This is a genomic window from Achromobacter sp. D10, assembly GCF_035282245.1.
Taxonomy (GTDB): Bacteria; Pseudomonadota; Gammaproteobacteria; order Burkholderiales; family Burkholderiaceae_B; genus Achromobacter; species Achromobacter insolitus.
The window spans coordinates 144152-166414 of sequence record NZ_JAYJLE010000005.1; the positions used below are offsets into that span (position 1 = coordinate 144152).

General features: G+C 63.8%; 23 protein-coding genes. 4 read left to right on the forward strand and 19 right to left on the reverse strand.

Features of this window, described 5'->3' with window-relative positions; genetic code table 11:
* Positions 1-45 precede the first annotated feature (45 nt).
* The 4 genes from VCS63_RS16595 to VCS63_RS16610 are packed head-to-tail and all read right to left on the reverse strand — an operon-like array spanning position 46 to position 4026.
* The gene (locus tag VCS63_RS16595) at positions 46-1227 is read right to left on the reverse strand and encodes an ABC transporter substrate-binding protein (protein ID WP_054456133.1); all 1182 of its coding nucleotides are present in this window, start codon (positions 1225-1227) and stop codon (positions 46-48) included.
* Between the two features lie 55 nt (positions 1228-1282).
* Positions 1283-2320, reverse strand: a complete 1038-nt coding sequence (locus VCS63_RS16600) for a branched-chain amino acid ABC transporter permease (RefSeq protein WP_063642432.1) — start codon at positions 2318-2320, stop codon at positions 1283-1285.
* A gap of 3 nt (positions 2321-2323) precedes the next feature.
* Entirely contained in the window at positions 2324-3202 is an 879-nt protein-coding gene (locus tag VCS63_RS16605; RefSeq protein ID WP_042794062.1) for a branched-chain amino acid ABC transporter permease, read from the reverse strand.
* On the reverse strand, positions 3202-4026 hold the full coding sequence (locus tag VCS63_RS16610; RefSeq protein ID WP_042794063.1) for an ABC transporter ATP-binding protein: 825 nt from the start codon (positions 4024-4026) through the stop codon (positions 3202-3204). Before VCS63_RS16610 ends, VCS63_RS16605 begins: the two co-directional genes overlap by 1 nt.
* A gap of 230 nt (positions 4027-4256) precedes the next feature.
* Between VCS63_RS16610 and VCS63_RS16615 the strand changes: the two genes are divergently transcribed.
* The gene (locus VCS63_RS16615) at positions 4257-5060 is read left to right on the forward strand and encodes an enoyl-CoA hydratase/isomerase family protein (RefSeq protein ID WP_323880438.1); all 804 of its coding nucleotides are present in this window, start codon (positions 4257-4259) and stop codon (positions 5058-5060) included.
* A 21-nt stretch (positions 5061-5081) separates the two neighbouring features.
* Here VCS63_RS16615 and VCS63_RS16620 read toward each other — a convergent pair whose 3' ends face one another.
* The 3 genes from VCS63_RS16620 to VCS63_RS16630 are packed head-to-tail and all read right to left on the reverse strand — an operon-like array spanning position 5082 to position 8055.
* The gene (locus tag VCS63_RS16620; protein ID WP_042794065.1) at positions 5082-5852 is read right to left on the reverse strand and encodes an enoyl-CoA hydratase/isomerase family protein; all 771 of its coding nucleotides are present in this window, start codon (positions 5850-5852) and stop codon (positions 5082-5084) included.
* Between the two features lie 14 nt (positions 5853-5866).
* Positions 5867-7078, reverse strand: coding sequence for a CaiB/BaiF CoA transferase family protein (locus VCS63_RS16625; protein WP_232033841.1), 1212 nt, complete (start codon positions 7076-7078; stop codon positions 5867-5869).
* 2 nt (positions 7079-7080) lie between these two features.
* Positions 7081-8055, reverse strand: a complete 975-nt coding sequence (locus tag VCS63_RS16630; RefSeq protein WP_112965809.1) for a Bug family tripartite tricarboxylate transporter substrate binding protein — start codon at positions 8053-8055, stop codon at positions 7081-7083.
* A gap of 128 nt (positions 8056-8183) precedes the next feature.
* Here VCS63_RS16630 and VCS63_RS16635 point away from each other — a divergent pair, with 128 nt between their 5' ends.
* The gene (locus tag VCS63_RS16635; protein ID WP_313378261.1) at positions 8184-9143 is read left to right on the forward strand and encodes a LysR family transcriptional regulator; all 960 of its coding nucleotides are present in this window, start codon (positions 8184-8186) and stop codon (positions 9141-9143) included.
* Here the strand turns inward: VCS63_RS16635 and VCS63_RS16640 are convergent.
* From VCS63_RS16640 to uvrB, 11 genes are all read right to left on the reverse strand, one after another.
* Positions 9136-10020: a methylglyoxal synthase gene (locus tag VCS63_RS16640; protein ID WP_042794068.1), complete on the reverse strand. Its 885-nt coding sequence runs from the start codon at positions 10018-10020 to the stop codon at positions 9136-9138. The genes VCS63_RS16635 and VCS63_RS16640 overlap by 8 nt on opposite strands.
* A 134-nt stretch (positions 10021-10154) precedes the next feature.
* A complete protein-coding gene (gene iscX, locus VCS63_RS16645) occupies positions 10155-10349 on the reverse strand; it encodes a Fe-S cluster assembly protein IscX (protein WP_042794069.1) in 195 nt (64 codons plus the stop codon).
* The gene (fdx, locus tag VCS63_RS16650; protein ID WP_042794070.1) at positions 10349-10690 is read right to left on the reverse strand and encodes an ISC system 2Fe-2S type ferredoxin; all 342 of its coding nucleotides are present in this window, start codon (positions 10688-10690) and stop codon (positions 10349-10351) included. Before fdx ends, iscX begins: the two co-directional genes overlap by 1 nt.
* Positions 10691-10699: 9 nt before the next feature.
* Positions 10700-12562: a Fe-S protein assembly chaperone HscA gene (hscA, locus tag VCS63_RS16655; RefSeq protein WP_042794071.1), complete on the reverse strand. Its 1863-nt coding sequence runs from the start codon at positions 12560-12562 to the stop codon at positions 10700-10702.
* A 72-nt stretch (positions 12563-12634) separates the two neighbouring features.
* Entirely contained in the window at positions 12635-13147 is a 513-nt protein-coding gene (gene hscB / locus VCS63_RS16660) for a Fe-S protein assembly co-chaperone HscB (protein WP_042794072.1), read from the reverse strand.
* A 3-nt stretch (positions 13148-13150) separates the two neighbouring features.
* On the reverse strand, positions 13151-13474 hold the full coding sequence (gene iscA / locus VCS63_RS16665) for an iron-sulfur cluster assembly protein IscA (protein WP_042794073.1): 324 nt from the start codon (positions 13472-13474) through the stop codon (positions 13151-13153).
* A 2-nt stretch (positions 13475-13476) separates the two neighbouring features.
* On the reverse strand, positions 13477-13881 hold the full coding sequence (iscU, locus tag VCS63_RS16670) for a Fe-S cluster assembly scaffold IscU (protein WP_042794074.1): 405 nt from the start codon (positions 13879-13881) through the stop codon (positions 13477-13479).
* Positions 13882-13914: 33 nt separating this feature from the next.
* The gene (locus VCS63_RS16675) at positions 13915-15126 is read right to left on the reverse strand and encodes an IscS subfamily cysteine desulfurase (RefSeq protein WP_042794075.1); all 1212 of its coding nucleotides are present in this window, start codon (positions 15124-15126) and stop codon (positions 13915-13917) included.
* Positions 15127-15147: 21 nt separating this feature from the next.
* A complete protein-coding gene (iscR, locus tag VCS63_RS16680; protein ID WP_063642426.1) occupies positions 15148-15690 on the reverse strand; it encodes a Fe-S cluster assembly transcriptional regulator IscR in 543 nt (180 codons plus the stop codon).
* Between the two features lie 190 nt (positions 15691-15880).
* Positions 15881-16372: a low molecular weight protein-tyrosine-phosphatase gene (locus VCS63_RS16685; RefSeq protein WP_042794076.1), complete on the reverse strand. Its 492-nt coding sequence runs from the start codon at positions 16370-16372 to the stop codon at positions 15881-15883.
* A gap of 263 nt (positions 16373-16635) precedes the next feature.
* Complete coding sequence (gene uvrB, locus VCS63_RS16690; RefSeq protein ID WP_223306493.1) at positions 16636-18756, reverse strand: excinuclease ABC subunit UvrB; 2121 nt, start codon at positions 18754-18756, stop codon at positions 16636-16638.
* Positions 18757-18831: 75 nt separating this feature from the next.
* On the opposite strand from uvrB, the gene VCS63_RS16695 reads away from it, so the two are divergent.
* Positions 18832-20031: an amino acid aminotransferase gene (locus VCS63_RS16695; protein WP_042794078.1), complete on the forward strand. Its 1200-nt coding sequence runs from the start codon at positions 18832-18834 to the stop codon at positions 20029-20031.
* 99 nt (positions 20032-20130) lie between these two features.
* Here the strand turns inward: VCS63_RS16695 and VCS63_RS16700 are convergent, their stop codons facing one another.
* Positions 20131-20877 (reverse strand): IclR family transcriptional regulator, encoded by a 747-nt coding sequence (locus VCS63_RS16700; protein WP_063642424.1) that lies wholly within the window; start codon positions 20875-20877, stop codon positions 20131-20133.
* Positions 20878-21015: 138 nt separating this feature from the next.
* On the opposite strand from VCS63_RS16700, the gene VCS63_RS16705 reads away from it, so the two are divergent.
* Positions 21016-22263 (forward strand): thiolase family protein, encoded by a 1248-nt coding sequence (locus VCS63_RS16705; RefSeq protein WP_063642423.1) that lies wholly within the window; start codon positions 21016-21018, stop codon positions 22261-22263.

Below are 22263 nucleotides of genomic sequence, written 5' to 3' on the forward strand. Positions count from 1 at the left end.
GCGGGCGCCACGGTTTGCGCGTCATGTCCAGGGGTCACGGTCGCCTCACTTCAGCACAATCCAGTCGGACGCCGGAACCATCTGCTTCTGCTTCACATCGGCGCGATAGATCCGGCCCACAGGGATCGAATTGCCTTTGATGGAAATCGGCACCCCGATCAGGCCGCCGGTATCGAAATCCTTGATACCGTCCAGCGCCGCCTTCATATTGGCGCTGGTCAGCTCCTTGCCCGCGTCCAGCGTGCGCTTGGCGACTTCAGTGAACAGCATGGCGGCCAGGAAGCCCTGCATGTAGCCCGTGCTCTGGTATTGCGGACGCATCTCGCGGATCTTCTTGAGCATCGGCGCGTCGGCAGCCGTGTCGTAGTAATAGCGGTACGGCATCACGCCCATGAAACCTTCGGCATCCTCGCCCATCTGCATCACGGTGGAGTTGTCCATGGTCCAGAACGTGCCCATGTAGCGCGTCTTCAGGCCCATGCGCTTACCCTGCCCCACGAACTCCGGGATGGGCGCCAGCACATAGCCATGGAAAATGGTGTAGTCCGGATCGGCGCGGCGCAGCTTGATCACCTCGGTCGACACGTCCACGCTGCCCGGCGGCGTCATGATCTCGGTCGCGACCTTCAACCCCAGTTTCTCCGCCACCGCGCGCGAGCTGGCAATGGGATCGCGGCCGAACTCGGTGTCCGAATACACGAAGGCCACCTTGGCGCCAGGCTGTTCCTTGGCGATGTAGCGCAACAGGATGCCGAACATCTCCGTGTAGTCGGGGCCCAGCATGAACTGGGCGGGATACTTCGCCGGATCATTGAGCTCCGTGGCGAACGACGCGCCGGTCATCAAGATGTCGCCCGTGCGGTTCAGCTCGGCATTGATGGTCTTGGAAAAACCAGTGGAATCCCCGTAGTAGAAGTTCACCTTGTTCTGGCTGGTGATCTTCTTGAACGCCGCCACCGACGCGTCCACCTTGTACGCGGTGTCCTCCGGCACATAGCGCAGCTTGCGGCCCTTCACCCCGCCTTGGTCATTGACGATCTTCACGTAGTCGGTGATGCCGGCATGGATGCCCTGTCCCGCGAAGGCGAACACCCCGCTCAGCGGGATGGACCCGCCCAGCACCAGGTCTTCGGCCGCCTGCGCGGCGGGCGCCGCGGACAAGGCCGCCGCCAGGCCCAGGGGGGCCAACAACCTCGATAAACCGCTGCCGATCCGGATGCGCTTCATGGTTAGTCTCCTGAGGGTCTTATGGGTGGCCGCTGCCGCGTTCGCCGCGTGTGGGCTAGGTGCGGAAGGGCCAAAGGTGGAAGTAGCGGCGCACCCGCCGCCAGATTTCCGCGAGCCCGTGCGGCTCGAAGATCAGAAAGCCCACGATCAGCAGGCCGAAAACAATGGTGCGCACCGGCGAGATCAGGCGCAGCGCGTCACCGCCCACCGGCAGCCAGCCCACGACCAGCTTGAGCAGCTCCGGCACCATGGTCATGAAGATGGCGCCCAGGATGGAACCCAGGATCGTGCCCATGCCGCCCACGATGATGGCCGCCAGGAAGAAGATCGACATGATCAGGGGAAAGCTCTCGGGCGTAACGACACGGAAGAAGTAGGCCCACATCCCGCCTGCCACGCCGGCGTAGAACGAGGACAGGCCGAACGACAGCAGCTTGTAGCGCAGCAGGCGTATGCCTAACACCTCGGCCGAAATGTCACGGTCGCGTATGGCGATGAAGGCGCGGCCGATGCGCGTGCGAAATAGATTGGCCGCGCCCAGCACCATGAGCGCCGTGACCGGCACGATCAGCCAGTAGATCTTGAACGAGGTGTCCAGGTCCACGCCCAGCACGCGCGCCGGCGGCACCTGCATCCCTGTCGTACCTCCAGTGAACTGCCAATTGGCAAAGATGAAATGCGCGATGAACGAGGCGGCGATCGTGGCGATGGCCAAATAAAGGCCCTTCACCCGCAGGGACGGGATCCCCACGAGCAGGCCGCCCGCCATCGCCACCAGCCCCGCAGCCACCAGATTGAGCAGCACCGGCGTGCCCAGCCGCTGCTCCAGCACCGCGACCGTGTATGCGCCCAATCCCATGAAGGCCGCCTGTCCCAGGCTGACCAGTCCGGTGTAGCCCGTAAGAATGTTCAGGCCCGTGGCGCTGGCGACATTGATGGCCACCAGACAGGCCAGGTACAGCCAGTAGGCATCCGCCACGAAGGGGAACATGGCGAGGGACGCAGCCAGCAAGGCCAGCCACGCCTTTTGCGTGCGGGTGTCGAACAACGCTTCATCCGCAAGATATGTCTGCTTGGCAGTCGCGATGCGCATCGGTCAGAGTCTCTCGATTTCACGGGTGCCGAACAGGCCGTACGGCCTGACCATCAACACCACCACCAGTACGATGAACGTGGCCAGCAATTTGTATTCGCCGCCCATGTAGGCGCCCGCCCAGGCCTCCAGCAGGCCGATGAAGACGCCGCCCACCAAGGCGCCGGCCACGCTGTCCAGTCCGCCCACGATCACCACCACCAGCACCGACAGGCCGAACACCCCCATCGACGAGGAAATGCCGCCGATCGCGCCCACGATCACGCCTGACACGGCGGCTATCACCCCTGCCGCAACCCAGGCCAGCGAGAACACGCGCGGCACGTTGATGCCCATGGCGTACGCGGCCCCCTGGTCCGATGCCGTCGCGCGCAGCGCCACTCCGCCGCGCCAATAGCGAAACACCACCAGCACCAGCAACGCCAGCACGACGGCCACCCAGAAGCCATAGAACACCTTGGGCGCGACAAAGGCTTCGCCCACCATGACCGGCGAGCGCGGCATGAATTCCGGCAGACGCCGTTGATCGGCGGTCCAGATGAGTTCCACCGCGCCAACGAGGATCGACGCCAGCCCCACCGTGATCATGAACACCGAGATCGGCGCCTCGCCCAGCATGGGCCGGATGGTCAGCCGCTCGACCAGCGCGCCCAATGCGCCCGACACCACGATGGCGCCCACGATGGCCAGCCAGATCGGCCATTCCATGCCGGTGGCGAAGGCGTAGAACACATAAGCGCCCAGCATCAGGAATTCGCCGATGGCGATGTTCACCACCCGCGTCGCCTTGTAGACGATGACGAAGGCCAGCGCCGCCAGCGCATAAAGCCCGCCGCTGCCCAGTCCGGCCAGCGTGACTTCCAGGAAGAACAGCATGTCCATCAGGCCGCCTCCCGCAGACGGCGGCGCAGGTCGCCTACGTCACCGGCACCCAGATAGGCCTGGATGACCTGCGGATCCGCCTGCACCTGCGCAGGCGTGCCGTCGGCGATGACCTGGCCGAAGTTCAGCACCACCACATGGTCCGACAGGTCCATCACCATGCCCATGTCGTGCTCAACCATCAGTACCGTCACGCCCCACTCGGAGCGAGCGTCCAAAATGAAGCGCGCCATGTCGTCCGTCTCTTCGCGGTTCATGCCGGCAACCGGCTCGTCCAGCATCAATACCTTGGGGTTCATGGCCAGCGCGCGCGCCAGCTCCACGCGCTTCTGCAAGCCATAGGACAGCGCGGCCACCGGTGCGTGGCGAATGTGATCGATCTCCAGGAAATCGATGATGCGTTCTTCAATGTCGGCGCGCAGCGCCATCTCTTCGCGACGCGCCCGGCCCAGGTACAGCAAGGCGTCCAGTACGTTGGTGCGCAAGTGTGCATGGCGGCCCAGCTTGATGTTGTCCAGCACGGTCATGCCGCGAAACAGCGCGATGTTCTGGAAACTGCGAGCCAGGCCCAGCCTGGCGCGTTCGGGCGCAGCCACGCGCGAGATATCTCGCCCCTGGAAACGGATCTGTCCGGATGCGGGACGGTAGAAACCGGAAATAGTGTTGAACAGCGAGGTCTTGCCTGCGCCATTGGGGCCGATGACCGTGGTGATAGACCCGGGCGCGACGCGAAAACCAACGCCGGTAAGCGCCTTGACCCCGCCAAACGCCAGCGTGACCCCATCCACCTCCAGCAAGGGAGGGCTGTCCGACTGATCCACCATTTGTCTCCTCGCCTTGGCATGCGAAGTTTTTATCGACGTCGGTCTGGCGAACCCGCGAGGCAGGAGATGCAACGAACCTGTCTTTACCTACGCCAGTACAGCGCCGGAAAATCGTTCTATGCGTTACGCTAAGCGTGCTTAAAAGAAAACCAAGCAAGCGCTCGGTTCAGACCATAGCATCGCGATTTTTGGATCGACAGCTGGTATTTACCCGATAACGGAGACTCGCCATGACCCAAGGACTTCCCGCCTTCCAGACGCTGTTCCTGGAATCCGACGGCGCGATCGCGACCGTGACGCTGAACCGCCCCGATGCCCTCAACGCCATCGACGTCGCGATGGCGCAAGATTTGCAGCGTGCCGCGCAATGGCTGGAGGCGCGCGACGAAGTCCGCGTCGTGCTTTTGCGCGCCACCGGCAAAACCTTCTGCGCTGGCGGCGACATCAGCATGTTCACGGGAGAGCCGGCTCAGGTGCGCGCCACGCTGCTGGAGCTCTTCACGCCGCTGAACGACTTCGTGGCGCGCATCGCCCGCATGGATAAAGTCTGGCTCGCCCAGGTGCATGGCATTGCCGCGGGCGCGGGCTTGTCTTTGGTGCTGGCCTGCGATCTCGCCATCGCCGACGCCGATGCGCGATTCATGACAGCCTATCTCAAGCTGGGCGCTACGCCCGACGCCGGCATGACACACGGCCTCGTCCGGGTGCTTGGCGCCCGGCGCGCGCTGGACCTGTTGCTGCGCCACGACGCGTTCAGCGCCGGCGACGCGCAGTCCTGGGGCATCGTCACGCGCACCGCCGCGCCTGGCGAGCTCTCGCAGGCGGCGCAAGCCTATGCGGAGGAAATCGCCCGCCACGCCCCGCACGGCATCTCGGGCGCCAAGGACCTGCTGCGTGGCGCCGAACATGCCACGCTGGAAACCCAGCTGGCCGAAGAAACGGCGCGCTTCCTGGACACCGCGTCGCGCGCAGACTTCGCCGAAGGCGTGCGCGCGTTCCGCGAGAAACGGGCGCCGCGGTTTCTGGGCAAGTAAGGGGCGGCTGACGCCGTTGCGCTAGCCGCCCCAGACCGGCGCGCGTTTTTGCACGAAGGCGCTCAGGCCTTCGTGCGCCTCGGCCGTGGCGGCAGCGTTGCAGAACACCTCCACCGCCGTCGCTACCCTGCGCCGGTACTCATTGTCATTGCTGTAGACAAAGGCGCGTCGGCCCATGGCCAGGACTTGGGGCGGCTTGCCAGCCAATGATTGCGCCAGCCCGCGCGCGTGCTCCAGCAATTCCGCCTCGGGCGCCACACGTGCCACCAGTCCCAACCCGCGCGCCTCTTGCGCGTCGAAGGTACGCCCGGTAAACAGCAGGTCGAACGCCCGGTGCTTGCCCACAATGCTGGGTAAATGCACGTAGTGGATCGCGGGCAGGACACCGACGTCGATCTCCGGATAACCGAACGTGGCGGTATCGGCTGCGACCACCATGTCGCTGGAGATCGCCACCGTCATGCCGCCCCCGCGCACTGCACCCGACACCACCGAGATCGAGGGCTTGCCCAGGTTGAACTGCGTGTCGTAGAGCTTGATGTACAGCTTTGACAACAGTGAATGGATGCGCGCCGGCGTGCTGTCCAGCAGCTTTTTCATGTCCAGCCCGGCACAAAAGCGCCCAGGCAGATCGCTCGCCAGCAGCACGGCGCGCACGCCGGAATCAGCATTGGCGCGTTCCAGGGCGGCGATCAGCGCATCCAGCATGTCTTCATCAAGCGCATTGACGGGCGCGTGGCACAGGTGGATTTCGGCAATCCGATCGCGGACTTCATAGCGCAGGAATGTCATCGTTGGTCTCGCCTTCAGGAATGGGTCTGCACGCTGCCGGAAGCCAGCAACGCTTCGATTTCGGTTGGCGCGTAGCCCAGCTCGGCCAGGACTTCGCGAGTGTGCTGGCCCAGCATGGGCGCGGGCAGCGCAGCCTGCCGGGGTTGGTGTCCAAATCGTATGGGCAGGCCGACATTGCGGACCTCGCCCAGGACCGGATGCCGGCTCGTGACGATCAATTCGCGCGCGGCGACCTGCGGATGCGCCAGCGCTTCGTCCAGTGTGTGGATGGCCGAACAAGCAATCCCCGCCGGCTTCAGCGCTTCCAGCCATTGCGCCACGCTGCGCGTCTCCATCCGCGCCTGGACCAGCTCGACCGTCGCGGCGAAGTTTCGGACCCGGTCGGCATTGGTTGCAAAGTCCGGCGCATTCACATGGTCCTGCAACCCCGCAACGGCGCAGAAGCGCTGCCATTGCGCATCGTTGCCCACGCCCAGCATGATGTCGCCATCGGCTGCGCGAAATGCCTGGTATGGGCACATGGCCGGATGGCCCGTCCCCATGCGGCGGGGAATCTGACCGGTACGCCAATAGTTCTGCGCCATATACGACATCAGCCCCAGAGACGTGTCCAGGAGGGACACGTCGAGGTACTGCCCCTTGCCCGTCTGGCTGCGCTCCAGCAGCGCGGCGAGGATTCCGCTCAACGCGAAGGAGCCGGTGCCCAGGTCCACCGGAGAAAAGCTGGCGCGCGCAAAATTCCCGCCAGGCTCGCCCATGGTGCTGATCATGCCGCTGAAGGCCTGCAGCATGACGTCATAGCCCGGCTCCTCACCCATCGGCCCCTCGCGGCCGTAGCCCGAGATTTCGCAGTACACCAGCCGGGGATTGAGTCCGCTGAGCGTCTCGTAGTCCACCCCGAGGCGCGCGGCGGTCTTGCCGCCGAATCCCTGCAGCACTACATCCGCCCGCTCGGCCAGGCGATGCACCACCGCGCGCCCTTCCGGCGTCTTGAGGTCGACGGCCAGGCTGCGTTTGTTGTGGTTCACCGCCAGGAATGTCGCGGACTGGCCTGCGTCCTGCGGCAACCAGGCACGCGTGTCGTCGCCCTTGCCCACGGGTTCCACCTTGATCACCCGGGCGCCAAGCTCGCCCAGATACTGGCCGCAAAGCGGTCCGGCCAACACTTTGCTCAGGTCAAGGACAGTGATGTTCTTCAACGGCGTCATGCGTGCTCCGGTGGACATGGTTACTGCTCGCCCTTCAGGCCGATGGTTTGCGCGGCTTGCGTCCATTGGGCGGTTTCACGCTTGAAAAATGCGTCCAGTTCGGCGGGCGCAACCTGGAAAGCCTCGGCGCCACGTTCCTGCATCGCCTTGCGGTACGCATCGCTCGCGACGACTCGAGCCACGGCCGCGCGCAGCTTCTGCACCGCTTCCGGCGGCGTGCCGGCGGGCGTCTGCAAGGAGAACCAGAACTTCAGATCCAGGCTGGGATAGCCCGCTTCCTTCAGCGTAGGCACGTCCGGCAGCAAGGGCGACCGCTCGGCCGAGGTGATCGCCAGCGCCTTCAGCCGGCCGCCCTGCACCTGGCCAAGGCTGGTCGACATGCTGTCGAACAGAAAATCCACCTGCCCGCCGATCACGTCCGTCACCGCGTTCGCGCTGCCCTTGTAGGCAACGCCCACCGCCTGGAAGCCAGCGAGCTTCTGCAGCGACGCGCCATAAACGTGCGGTGAGCTGCCGGGACCAAAAGTTGCATAGCTGAGCCCCTGCTTTGCGTCGCGCCCGCGCTGGACCAGCTCGGCCAGCGTCTTGACCGGCGTACGCTCGGGATTGACCACCAGCAGGTTGGGCATGGCGCCCGTCGTACCCACCGGCACATAGTCCTGCAAGGGATGCATTTTCGCGCCCGGGTACATCAACGGATTGATGGCCTGCATGGCCACCGTGTTGTGCATCAAGGTGTAGCCGTCCGCGGGACCGTTCAGCACGCTCTGGTAGCCCACGTTGCCGCTTGCGCCCGGCTTGTTCTGCACAATGACCTGCTGCCCCAGCTCGCGCGCCAGCGGTTCGGCCACCAGGCGCGCGATGAAGTCGGTCGGGCCGCCGGCCGAAAATGGCACGACCAGGGTGATCGGTTTGGAAGGCCAGGTATCGGCGAGCGCCGGACTGGACAGGGCTGCCGCGGCCGCGCATGCGGCAAGGATTCGGGGGAACGCCATGTTGTCTCCGTTATGTTCTTTGAGGGATGGCGCCCATTATGCGAACCGCCTTGATATATTAGAAATACCGTTTAAATATGCGGGCCATAATAAATTTGTGATGGCTTCGCCTGCCCGAGGGCTCTTGCATGTCGATGTCCATCCGCGCGATGCAGTGCTTTGTCGCCGTCGTTTCCACAGGTTCGATCAGCCGTGCGGCAGCCGCGCTACACGTTGCCCAGCCTGCGCTAAGCCTGCTGATACGCAACCTGGAAGAGGATCTGGGGGTGGTGCTGCTGCATCGCAGCGCCCGCGGCGTCACGCCGACGGCTGCCGGCGCGCGCATGGTGGCGCATGCGCGCGAAATCCTGGGCCGCATCGATGCTGCCCGGGCGGACGTGCGCGAGGACCTGAGCTCCCCCCGAGGCACGGTGTCGCTCGCCATGTCGATGTCGATGGCCAAGCTCGTAACCGTGCCGCTGTTGCGCTTTTCCCTGGAGCACTGGCCTGGCGTCTACGTGAAGATCATCGAGTCCAGCACCGGTTACATCCCGGGCTTCGTCAGCTCGGGCCATGCAGACCTGGGGCTGACGTTCAGCGATGACGCTTCGGTTGATCTGCGTTTTCAGCACCTGATCGACGAAGAACTGGTGGTCGTCTCGCCGCCCTCTGAAAAACGGGGAAAAAAACCATCCTCCTCAACGCTGCACGCATTGCCGATCATGGACTTGCGGGCCCTGGCCGAATTACCGCTGGTCCTGCCTGGCAATCAACACAGCCTGCGCCGCCTGCTGGACCAATACCAGCAGCGAGAAGGCGCCGAGTTCCGCGTCATTGCCGAAGCCAACGCCATTCCCCAATTGATCGAACTGGCACAGGCGGGCATCGCGCACACCATCCTGTCTTACGCTGCCGTGCACCAGGAGGCCGCGCGCGGAGAGGTCGTCCTGCATCGCATCGCCAAGCCGCGCCTGGCCAGGCCCGTATTCCTGTGCAGGTCGGATGTCCTGCCGCTGTCGATGGCGGCCTCGGCGGTGGCCGACCGCGTCAGCCGCATCATTGCGGATTCCCGCCCTGGCGGCGGGTCCGCACGGACCACGGTCAGATGACGCGTTTTTCCACCGCCTGCGCCCAGCGCCGCGCCACCGTCGGCGAGGTAGCGCAAGTAGCCGATTCCGTCACCACGCGCACCGCGCGTTCCAGCAGCTGGATGTCGGCTTCGTGCTGGCGGGCCACGTGCGGATCTTCAAAGAAGATCACTCGCTGGCATTGATGCTCCAGCACCAGCTCGGCGATCTGCGCGTCGCCACCCAAAGGCCCGCTCAGGTAGCGATGTACCCAGGGCGTATCCTTCGGCCAGCCGCGCGACCAAGCCAGTTCATTGAGGCGACCGCCGGTCGTCCCCGTGGCCACGCGCCGCGCAAAGCGGGACAACACATCGAAATGTTCACTGGCAAACGCCACCATTTCGTCCTTGAGCGCATCGTGGGCAATCAGGGCCACGGTCTGGCCGGCAAAATTGAAGTGGCGCGACACCGAAGCATCCGGCGCCAGCCCGGCATGGACGCGCTCGACTTCCATCCATTCGATGGCGCCCGCCAGCGTCGAGATGAAAGGACGCCCATGCGTGATGCACTGGCGCTTGAGCGCCAGCGCTTCCGGAAAAATGGACGACGGGTCGACGGGGTCGATCAGGTAGATCGCGCCATCGAACGGCGCCTGCCCGTCACGCCCCTCGGTCACCCGCGCCACGAGCTTCATCAGCCCGCCCTCGCGGCCATACGGATAGCGGATAAGCCCGCCATAGCCCTGCAGCATGCCCTCGCGCACGATCGCATCGTGCGTGCGGCCGACAGTATGCAACTGCACGCCCAGCTCGCGTATCGTGGACGAACACGCGCGCAGCCAAGTAAACAGCGCGGCATCGGGAGTTTCGTGGTGCAGCCGGTTGGCGGCCAGGCCAAAGCGCAATTGGGCAGCGGGCATCGGTAGACTCAGGCAGGTAGAAGCGACAGAAAGATCCTTGATGATACCGTGACGGTCATGACCACGGTTCGCTCACGTCAGTGTTGCACCAAAAAACAGAAACGCTCCCAAGGGGAGCGTTTTCAATGTAGCTGTCAGTCAGCTTCTTCGATCCAGGCCATCTGTATGGCCTCCAGGATCTTCTCGCCGCAATGGGCGGGGTCATCGTTGAAACCGGGCAAGGCCAGAACCCATTCACGCAGTTGCACGAAGCGCAGCGTCTTGGGGTCCTCGTCAGGATGCGCGTCGTACAACGCGGCGGCGATCTCGTACGTGTCGGTCCACTTCATCAATGGCCCTCTTTGGCGTGGTTGATGGTGTACTTGGGAATCTCGACCGTCAGGTCGGCATCCGTCACCAGCGCCTGGCAGGACAGGCGCGAAGTCGGGGTCAGGCCCCAGGCCTTGTCCAGCAGGTCTTCCTCATCGTCGGTGGCGTCTTCAAGAGAGGAATAGCCCTGCTTGACCACCACGTGACAGGTCGTGCATGCACACGATAGCTCGCAGGCGTGCTCGATATCGATATGGTTGTCCAGCAGCACGCGGCAGATGGACACGCCTTTGGGTGCGTCTTCGATCACGGCGCCTTCCGGGCAGTACTCGGGATGAGGCAATACAGTCAGTTTCGGCATAGCGTGTTATCAGGCAATCTCATCAAGTTTGCGGCCCGCCAGCGCGGCGCGGATGCTGCGATCCATCCGGCGCGCGGCAAAATCATCGGTCGCGGCCGACAGAGCCTGGACCGCGTCCTTCACCGTATCCACGTCCTGCGCGTCCTGGGCTGCCATGGCGGCCTGCAGGCATTCGTCCACGCGCTTGCGTTCCTCGGCATCCAGCAGATCGCCGTCCACGGCCAGCGCGGCCTGCACCGACTCGACCAGTTGGCGCGCATCCACCTGCTGCTCGCGCAACATCCGGGCGCGGGCATCGGTGTCGGCCTGGGCCACGCTATCGGCCAGCATCTGCGCAATCTCGTCATCCGTCAGGCCGTAGGACGGCTTGACCGACACCATGGCCTCGACACCCTTGCTCTGCTCGCGCGCGGTCACGCTCAGCAAACCATCCGCATCCACCTGGAAGGTCACGCGGATGCGCGCCGCGCCCGCCACCATGGGCGGAATGCCGCGCAGCTCGAACCGGGCCAGGGAGCGGGAATCCGCGACCAGATCGCGTTCGCCCTGCACCACGTGGATGCTCATGGCCGTCTGCCCGTCCTTGAAGGTCGTGAACTCCTGGGCGCGCGCCACGGGGATGGTGCTGTTGCGCGGAATGATGCGCTCCACCAATCCGCCCATGGTTTCCAGCCCCAGCGACAGCGGGATGACGTCCAGCAGCAGCCAGTCCTCGCCCGGCGCGCGGTTGCCCGCCAGCAGATTGGCCTGCAAGGCGGCGCCTAGCGCCACCACCTGGTCAGGATCCAGATCGGTAAGAGGCTGCGTGCCGAACAGCTTGCCCACGGCAGCGCGCACGACGGGCATGCGCGTGGCGCCGCCCACCATCACCACGCCGCGCACGTCGGCCGGCGTCAGCGAGGCATCCCGCAGGGCGCGGCGCGCGCAATCCAGCGTGCGGAGTATCAGGGGCTGGGCCAGTTCTTCGAAGTCCGCGCGGGTCAGGGTCGCATCCACGACCCGGCCGTCGGACAGGCTCAGTTTCAGGCTGGCTTCATCCGCGTCCGACAACGTTTCGCGCGCCGCGCGTGCCGCCATCAGCAGGCCGCGGCGGTCGGCAGGCGTGAATTCGCCTGCGGCAAGCCCGGCGACCGCGCGATCGGCGATCAAGGCGTCGAAGTCATCGCCGCCCAGTGCGGTATCCCCGCCCGTGGCAATGACTTCAAACACGCCCTGGGTCAGACGCAGAATGGAGATATCGAAGGTGCCGCCGCCCAGGTCGTACACCGCATACACGCCCTCGGATGCGTGATCCAGGCCGTAGGCAATGGCCGCCGCGGTGGGTTCGTTCAACAGACGCAGCACGTTCAGCCCAGCCAGACGAGCCGCATCGCGCGTTGCCTGACGCTGGGCGTCGTCAAAATAGGCGGGCACCGTGATGACGGCTCCCACCAGGTCGTCGCCCAGCACGTCTTCGGCGCGCTGGCGCAATACCGCCAGGATCTGCGCCGACACCTCGACCGGGCTCAGGTCGCCCTGGACGGTGCGGATGCGCACCATGCCGGGCGCGTCCACGAATTCGTAGGGAGCCCGCGTGGCTTGCGCCTCTTGCAACGAGCGGCCCATGAAACGCTTGACGGACACGACGGTATTCAGCGGATCCTGCGCTTGCTGTGCAAGCGGCTCGCGGCCCGTAGTGACCTTGCCACCCGGGAAATAGCGCACGGCGGAAGGCAGCAGAGCGTGACCCTGCGCATCCGGCAGGACTTCGGCCACGCTGCTGCGCACAGCCGCGACCAGGGAATTGGTAGTGCCCAGGTCGATCCCGACCGCCAGCTTGCGCTGGTGCGGCGCGGGCGATTCGCCAGGCTCGGATATCTGCAATAAGGCCATGATTCTGTTTTTATCGTCAGTAGGCGGCGCTGCGCCGGCGCCCGTCTCGCGGACGCCCCGGCGCGCCCTGGGCTATGCGGCGGGCTGGGCTTGCGCCAGTTCTTCCGCCAGCTTTTCCACGAACATCCATTCCCGCACCTTGAGACCGGCCGTCGCGTAATCGCGGTCCTGGTCCAGCAGGCGGGACAGCGTGGCGCGCATGGTCTCGCGCGCCTGCTGCAATTCCGCTTGCAAGGCCGCCAGCGCCTGGGCGTCGTCACGCGCATCGTCCAGCATTTCGCGCCAGGTCATCTGCTGCATCAGGAACTCGGGATCCATGGCCGTGTTGCTCTCGGTCTGCAGGTCCACGCCGGCCTGTTCGCAGAGGTAGCGCGCACGCAGCAAGGGATCGCGCAACAGGCGGTAGGCCTCGTTGGCGCGCGCCGCCCACTGCATGGCGACGCGGCGTTCCGCAGGACTGGCCGTGGCATAGCGGTCGGGGTGCACTTGCGCAGCGACGGTGCGCCATGCGGACTCAAGCGCCTGGGGGTCCAGATCGAACCGAGCCGGCAAGCCGAACAAGCCGAAGTGATCGTCTCCAGCCAAGACTTACACCGTGAACGACTCGCCGCAGCCGCAGGTCGCCTTTTCGTTGGGGTTGCGGAACTTGAAGCCTTCGTTCAGGCCTTCGCGAGCGTAGTCGAGTTCGGTGCCGTCCAGGTAGGCCAGGCTTTTCGGGTCGATGAAGACCTTCACGCCGAAGCTTTCGAACACCACGTCTTCCGCTGCCGCGTCGTCCACGTACTCGAGCTTGTAGGCCATGCCTGAGCAGCCCGTCGTCCTAACGCCGAGCCGCAAGCCGATACCCTTTCCGCGCTTTTGCAAGTAGCGGCCGATATGGGTGGCAGCCTGTTGGGTCAGGGTAACGGACATGTTCAGCCCGCCACAGCTTCGGCCGGGGCCGAGTGCTTTTCTTTGTAGTTCTGCACCGCGGCCTTGATCGCGTCTTCGGCCAGGATGGAACAGTGGACCTTCACGGGCGGCAACGCCAGCTCTTCGGCGATCTGGGTGTTGCGGATGTTCATGGCTTCGTCCAGGGTCTTGCCTTTGACCCATTCGGTCACGAGCGAGCTGGACGCAATGGCCGAACCGCAACCATAGGTCTTGAAGCGCGCGTCTTCGATCACGCCGGCTTCATTCACCTTGATCTGCAGCTTCATGACGTCGCCACAGGCGGGCGCGCCGACCATGCCGGTGCCGACCGATTCATCCGACTTGTCGAACGAACCGACGTTGCGCGGGTTTTCGTAGTGATCCAGGACTTTAGTGCTGTAAGACATGTTAATTCTCCACGAATTTCTAGGCGCGGGCGCTTAGTGCGCAGCCCACTGCACGGTGTTCAAGTCGATGCCTTCCTTGGCCATTTCCCACAACGGGGACATGTCGCGCAACTTGCCGACACGGCTCTTGATGAGTTCCACGGCGAAGTCCACTTCCTTTTCGGTCGTGAAGCGGCCCAGCGTGAAACGGATCGAGCTGTGCGCAAGTTCGTCGTTGCGGCCCAGGGCGCGCAACACGTAGGACGGTTCCAGGCTGGCCGAGGTGCAGGCCGAACCGCTGGAGACGGCAAGCTCCTTGATCGCCATGATCAGGGATTCGCCTTCGACATAGTTGAAGCTGACGTTCAGGTTGTGCGGAACGCGCTGGTCCATGTCGCCGTTGAGGTAGACCTCTTCGATCTGCGACAGGCCGGCCCACAGGCGGTCGCGCAACATGCGGATGCGCTCGTTTTCGGTGCCCATTTCTTCGCGGGCCAGGCGGAAAGCTTCGCCCATGCCGACGATCTGGTGCGTCGCCAGCGTACCCGAGCGGAAACCACGCTCATGGCCGCCGCCGTGCATTTGCGCTTCAATGCGGATACGCGGCTTGCGGCGCACGTACAGCGCGCCGATACCCTTGGGGCCGTAGGTCTTGTGGGCGGAGAACGACATCAGGTCGACCTTCAGTTTTTGCAGGTCGATTTCCACCTTGCCGGTCGCCTGGGCGGCGTCCACGTGGAAGATGATGCCCTTCTCGCGGCAGATCTCGCCCAGCGTTTCCACATCCTGGATCACGCCGATTTCGTTGTTCACCATCATCACCGACACCAGCACGGTATCGGGGCGCAGCGCGGCCTTGAAGGTGTCCAGATCGATCAGGCCATCATCCTTGACGTCCAGGTAGGTCACTTCAAAGCCCTGGCGCTCGAGTTCACGACAGGTGTCCAGCACCGCCTTGTGCTCGGTCTTGACCGTAATGATGTGCTTGCCGCGTTCGGCATAGAAGTTGGCGGCACCCTTGATCGCCAGGTTGTCGGATTCGGTGGCGCCGGAGGTCCAGACGATTTCGCGCGGATCGGCATTCACGAGCTTGGCGACTTCTTCGCGAGCGCGCTCAACGGCTTCTTCGGATTCCCAGCCAAACGCGTGGCTGCGGGAAGCGGGATTGCCGAAGTTCTCGTACAGCCAAGGCACCATTTTGTCCACGACGCGGGGATCGACGGGCGTCGTGGCGGAATAATCCAGATAGATCGGGCGGGTGGTCATTTCTACAACTCCTGATACTGCTTATACGGTGGCGTTGGCGGCGACGGTTGCGGCCGGGGCGTTGGCGGCGTTGGCAGCGCCCCCCACCCGGTTCACGCGTACCGCGCAAGCCTGCGCTTGATTGTTGGCTTCCTGCAATTGGCGCACGCGCTGCTGATCGACCAGATCTTGCAGGGACACCGAATCCAGGTAATCCACCATCTTGCGATTCAACGTAGCCCAGAGTTCGTGCGTCATGCACTTGCCCGGCTTGCCGTCGTTGCCGCTCGTACAGTCCCGCTTGCCGCCGCAACTGGTGGCGTCCAGCGGTTCGTCGACGGCGAAGATGATGTCGGCAACGGTCACGTTACGGGCCAGACGCGCGAGCGAATAGCCGCCGCCCGGACCGCGCACGCTGTCCACGAGTTCGTGGCGGCGCAATTTTCCGAACAGCTGTTCCAGATAGGACAGCGAAATATTCTGACGCTGGCTGATGGCCGCAAGAGTGACCGGACCGCTATGCTGCCGCATAGCCAGATCGATCATGGCAGTCACGGCGAAACGCCCCTTGGTAGTTAGCCGCATGGTAGGTTCCCTGTGATTCGGCAATGGCCGCAGGCGAATCCAGCGGTCAATACCCGAGTAATTGGCTCAAGTATAGCCTATTCCCGACTAATTTGGTATGGCTCCCGGCTAGAAAAAACCGCGCATTCGCGCGGTTCTGTCTGCCAAGCACCTCCGAGAACCGCCTGGGCGGCTCTTCGGCAAAAGCGGATCACGCCGCCTGGTACTGGGTAGCGCGCTTGCGCACCAGCTCAAGCACACCCTGACAGGCGTCTTCCAGGTAGTCCAGCACCTTGCCGAAACCATCGGCGCCGCCATAGTACGGATCGGGCACGGTGGCCTCTTCGAACTCATTGGCAAAGCGCATCAGCAGCATCAGTTTGTGCTGGTAGGCCTTGGGGCACTGCTGCTGCATGGCGGACAGATTGTCCCAGTCCATGGCGAGGATCAGGTCGAAGTCGCGGAAATCCTCCGCGGTCACCTGACGCGCTTCGCAGTGCGTGATCTCGTAGCCGCGCTTGCGCGCTGCGGCCTGCGCCCGGGCATCAGGCGCCTCGCCGATGTGAAACGCGTGCGTGCCCGCGGAGTCGATGCGAACCACATCGCTCAAACCCGCGTCGTTCACCAAATGGCGAAACACGCCCTCTGCGCTCGGCGAGCGACAGATATTGCCCATGCAAACGAAAAGTACCTTGGTCATCATGGAAGTAAGTGTGCGGGAAAACCCGAGATAAGGCAAGCTTTTTTTGCGTCTGCGGGATTGCGATCCGGCAAATGCGACCCCATTATTTATGCATATAAATCAATCAATTAGAGGGCAATCCGGATCCAAACCTTGAAGATTGGACCCGGATATTCCGGCAGATCGCGGCAGCTTGATTGCAACGCAGCAGATTTTCCATCAATTCAGGATGCAGTAAGCAAACTGAAGCACTTTGATACACCGACCTGCCCACTCACCCAGCCCTACACCGCCCCATCCAGCAACACGCGCTGCTTCAAGGCAGTCAAGGCGTCGCGGGCTGCGGCGGCCTGCTCGAACTCCAGGTTCCTGGCGTGATCCATCATCAGCTTTTCCAGGCGCTTGATCTCGCGGGCCAAGGCCTTTTCGTCTTTCAGGAATTCCGCCGGAACCGCGGCCTCGAGCGCGTCGTGCTGCGTGGGCGCAACAACGCCGTCGATCAATTCGCGCACGGCCTTCTGTACGCCCCGGGCGGTGATTCCATGATCGGCGTTGAATTTCAATTGCTTGGCGCGTCGCCGCTCGGTCTCTTCCATGGCGCGCTGCATCGAATCGGTAATACGATCCGCATACAGGATGGCGTGGCCATTCAGGTTGCGCGCCGCCCGCCCGATCGTCTGGATCAGGCTGCGCTCCGACCGCAGAAAGCCTTCCTTGTCAGCGTCCAGGATGGCGACCAGCGAGACTTCGGGAATGTCCAGACCCTCGCGCAGCAAGTTGATGCCCACCAGCACGTCGAACGTGCCCAGGCGCAAGTCCCGGATGATTTCCACGCGTTCCACGGTGTCGATGTCCGAGTGCAGATAACGCACGCGCACACCGTGCTCGCCGAGAAAGTCCGTCAGGTCCTCCGCCATGCGCTTGGTCAAGGTGGTGACCAGCACACGCTCCGCTTGCGCCACGCGCGCCTTGATCTGCCCAAGCAGATCGTCGACCTGGGTGCGGGCAGGCAAAACCTCGACCAGGGGATCCACCAGGCCGGTCGGCCGCACGACCTGCTCCACCACGTTATCGGCGTGCTCCTTCTCGTAGGCGGCCGGCGTGGCCGATACGAATACGCACTGCCGCATCCGGGCTTCGAATTCCTCTAGTTTCAGAGGCCGGTTATCCAGCGCAGACGGCAGGCGGAAACCATATTGCACCAGCGTTTCCTTGCGCGCGCGGTCGCCCCTGTACATGCCGCCAAGTTGCCCGATGGTGACGTGGCTTTCGTCGATGAACATGAGCGCATCGGACGGCAGGTAGTCGATCAGGGTGGGCGGCGGTTCGCCAGGCGCCGCGCCCGACAGGTGGCGGGAGTAGTTTTCGATGCCTTTGCAGAAACCCAGTTCCTGCAGCATTTCCAGGTCGAAGCGCGTGCGCTGCTCCAAGCGCTGGGCCTCGACCAGGTGGCCGTCGTCGACGAAGCGCTTGACGCGCTCGCGCAGCTCTTCCTTGATGGTTTCGATGGCGCGCAGCACGGTGTCGCGCGGCGTGACGTAGTGCGAACCCGGGTAGACCGTAAAGCGCGGCAGCTTCTGGCGAATGCGGCCGGTCAGGGGATCGAACAGCTCCAGGCTTTCGATTTCATCGTCGAACAGCGTCAGGCGCAGCGCCAGTTCCGGGCTTTCCGCGGGGAAGATGTCGATGGTCTCGCCTCGCACCCGGAAGACGCCCCGCGTGAATTCAGCATCATTGCGGGTGTACTGCATGGCGACCAGGCGGGCCAGGATCTCGCGGCGCGAAATCTGGTCCCCCGCGCGCAGGATCAGCACCATGGCATGGTAGTCACCCGGATTACCGATACCGTAGATGCAGGACACTGTCCCCACAATAATGGTGTCGCGGCGCTCCAGCAGGCTTTTGGTTGCCGACAGCCGCATCTGCTCGATGTGTTCATTGATGGACGAATCCTTCTCGATGAACAGGTCGCGCGTGGGGACGTAAGCCTCGGGCTGGTAGTAGTCGTAGTACGAAACAAAGTACTCGACGGCGTTTTTCGGGAAGAATTCCCGCATTTCGGCGTAGAGCTGGGCAGCCAGCGTCTTATTGGGGGCAAGCACCAAAGCCGGGCGCCCCATGCGGGCGATGACGTTGGCCATGGTGTAGGTCTTGCCTGAGCCCGTCACGCCCAGCAAGGTCTGGAACATGAGGCCGTCCTCGACCCCCTGCGTCAGCCCCTCGATGGCGGCGGGCTGATCCCCTGCCGGCGGGTACGGTTGGAACAGATGAAACGGACTGCCCGGGAAATCGATGAATCCGGGGCCTGGCGCGGACGGATCCGCCACGGCCGATGCTGCCGCGGGATTGGCCGTCGGGTTCGCCTCGGCCCCCGCCGTAATCGGGTCTATTGCGCTCTTAGGCATGCTAGACTCTTCCAGGGTAAACCCCTCATTATCCACAGCAGCCCGTACTGCGTCCACCCACCTCATCAGACTCCCATGAGCACCCTTTTCGATTCCGTCGAACTCGCACCGCGCGATCCCATTCTTGGCCTGAACGAACAATACAACGCTGATACGCGTCCCGGTAAAGTCAATCTGGGCGTGGGCGTGTACTACGACGATCAGGGTCGCATCCCCCTGCTGGGCGCGGTTCGCAAGGCAGAAGCCGCCCGCATCGAGGCTGCCGCCGCCCGCGGTTACCTGCCGATCGAAGGCATCGCCGGCTACAACGCCGGCGCCCAAGCCCTGCTGCTGGGCAAGGATTCCGCGCTGGCCGCCGCCGGCCGCGTGCTGACCACCCAGGCCCTGGGTGGAACCGGCGCGCTGAAGATCGGCGCCGACTTCCTGCGCCAACTGCTGCCCGCGTCCAAGGTCCTGATCAGCGATCCCAGCTGGGAAAACCACCGCGCCCTGTTCGAGCGCGCCGGTTTCGAAGTCGGCACCTATTCGTACTACGACGCCGCCACCCGCGGCCTGAACTTCGACGCCATGCTGGCCGACCTCAAGGCCGCGCCCGCCAAGACCGTCGTCGTCCTGCATGCCTGCTGCCACAATCCGACCGGTGTGGATCCCACCGTCGACCAGTGGAAACAGATCGCCGCCGTGGTCAAGGAAAACAACCTGGTTCCGTTCCTGGACATCGCCTACCAAGGCTTCGGCGATGGCCTGACCGAAGACGCCGCGGTCGTGCGCATGTTCGCCGATCTGGACCTGACCATGTTCATCAGCTCTTCGTTCTCGAAGTCGTTCTCGCTGTACGGCGAGCGCGTGGGCGCGCTGACGGTCGTGGCCGGCAGCAAGGACGAAGCCACCCGCGTGCTGAGCCAGCTCAAGCGCGTCATCCGTACCAACTACTCCAACCCGCCCACCCACGGCGGCACGGTGGTGTCGACGGTCCTGAACACGCCTGAACTCTTCGCCATGTGGGAAGAAGAACTCGCCGGCATGCGCGACCGCATCCGCCTGATGCGCAAGCAACTGGTCGAAAAGATCAAGGAACACGGCGGCAAGCAGGACTTCAGCTTCGTGCTGCAGCAGCGCGGCATGTTCTCGTACTCGGGCCTGACTTCCGCGCAAGTGGATCGCCTGCGCGAAGAACACGGCGTCTACGCCGTGTCCAGCGGCCGCATCTGCGTCGCCGCGCTGAACAGCGGCAACATCGACAAGGTGGCCGCGGGTATCGCAGCGGTGCTGTAACGCCTGCAGCCGCGCACAGGCTCTCTCCGGGCCTGCCGCCAGCAACGGGACCTTCGGGTCCCGTTTTCTTTTTGCGCCGCCCCTAGGTCCGCTGCAGGTCTACCTGTCCAGGAATCGGTTCATCTCTTCGCGGATCATCTGGGCCACGGCTTCCTGGCGCTTTTGTGTCATGCGATTGTCCAGTGCCGCGACGCTGATGCCACCCAGCACATCGCCCTCTTTGCTCATCAGCGTGACGCCCACGCCGGTAACCTTGCTGACCGCGTGACTGCCTATGACGGCGTAGCCGCGCTTGCGCGCGCGGGCAATGCGCACGCGCAGTTGCTCCAGCGTAAGCGACTTGTACTTGAGAAAGCGAGCCCTGTTGAGTTTGAGGTACTGCTCCGTGACGTCTTCGTCGAAGCTCGCCAGCATGGCCAGTCCCCCCGCGCCCACGCCGATGGGCTGCCGGTTGCCGACCGGAATGGCCAGGGCCTGGATGGGGTAGGCCCCCACTTCCCGGCCTATGCAGAGGGTATCCAGGTCTTGCAGGATCACCAGGAAACTGGCGTCTTCGGTGCGGTCGGAGATGCGCCGCAGCAAAGGCCCATAACGCACGGACAGCGACGATTGCGTGGCCAGCGATTCTCCGAGTTTCCGGCAATAGTCGCCAAGGTAGTACTTCTTGCTGCGCACGTTGCGCACCACCAGCCCCTGCGCCGATAGCTCACGCAACAGGCGCAGCGCTGTCGGCTTTTCCAATCCCTGCTCTCGACACACGTCAGTAAGCCGCAGGCCTTCTTCGTGATGGCACTGCACAGTTTTGAGCACTCGCAGCGCTTTCTGGATGCTGGAGGATTGCGTCATGTCATCCGCGTCCGCCCCGAGCGGAAAAGTTTCATATGTCGGAACTTTATCCTCTTTTTCACGGGTAAGCAGGGGTTAATCCGGCAGTGCCCGCCACGCAGAATAGAGCCACTCATCGACCAGCTGCCCACACCTATCATGAACGTCTACATCACCGGCATCGCCCACACTCCGCTCGGCCGTCACCCGGACCTCTCGGTCAAGCAATTGACTGAACAAGCCGTCAATGGCGCGCTGTCCGACAGCGGACATGAACTGGAAGACATGCAGGCCGCATGGTTCTCCAACGTGCGCCAGGGCCAAATGGAAAAGCAGAATTCGATCCGCGGCCAATGCGCGCTGAATGCAATGGGGGTGAGCGGCATCCCCGTCTTCAACGTCGAAAATGCCTGCGCCAGCAGCAGCTCCGGGTTGTTCAACGCCTGCATGGCGATCGAGTCCGGCATGTTCGACACCGTACTCGTGGTCGGCGCGGAGAAGATGTTCTATCCGGACAAGAAGACCGAAATGATGAACGCGTTCTTCGGCGGCACCGACATACATCTGCTGCGCCAGACCTGGGATTTCTTTTGTCAGCAGGAGACCGACCCCGACATCCGACGGCGGCTGAATTCTCCTGGCGCCTGGAATACGCAGAGTTTTTTCATGGACATCTACGCGGCCATGGCGCGCCAGCACATGCGCGCGTATGGGACCACGCAGCGGCAGATCGCCAGCGCGGCGGCCAAGAACCACGCGCACTCGACCATGAATCCACTGGCGCAATACCAGAAAGACATGTCGGTGGACGAAGTGCTTTCCAGCCCAGACATCGCCTGGCCGCTGACGCGCGCCATGTGCGCGCCCATTTCCGACGGCGCCGCGGCCATCGTGCTGTCCAGCGGTCGCGCCTTGTCCAGCGCGCGCAGGCAACGCGCCATCAGAATCACGGGCATCGGCGCGGCCAGCACGGTAATACGCGACGTCACCGATATGGACAAGCACTGTGTGCGCTTGGCTGCCCAGCGCGCCTATACGATGGCCGGGATCACTCCGCGGGATATCGACGTGGCTGAAGTGCATGACGCATCCAGTTTCGCCGAACTGCTGCAGATCGAAAACCTGGGCCTTTGCGAACGCGGCCAAGGCGGCCCCTATACCGAAAGCGGAGCAACCAGTCTTGGCGGGATCACGCCCGTCAATGTATCGGGCGGCCTGGTGTCCAAGGGACACCCGATCGCGGCGACGGGATTAGTGCAGATCCATGAGCTGGTTACGCAACTGCGTCACGAGGCCGGAGCGCGCCAGGTGCAGGATGCGCGTACCGCGGTGGCCGAAAACGGAGGCGGCTTCCTGCATTACGAAGATGCCGCGGCCGTGGTCACCGTGCTCAGCAACAGGGTCTAG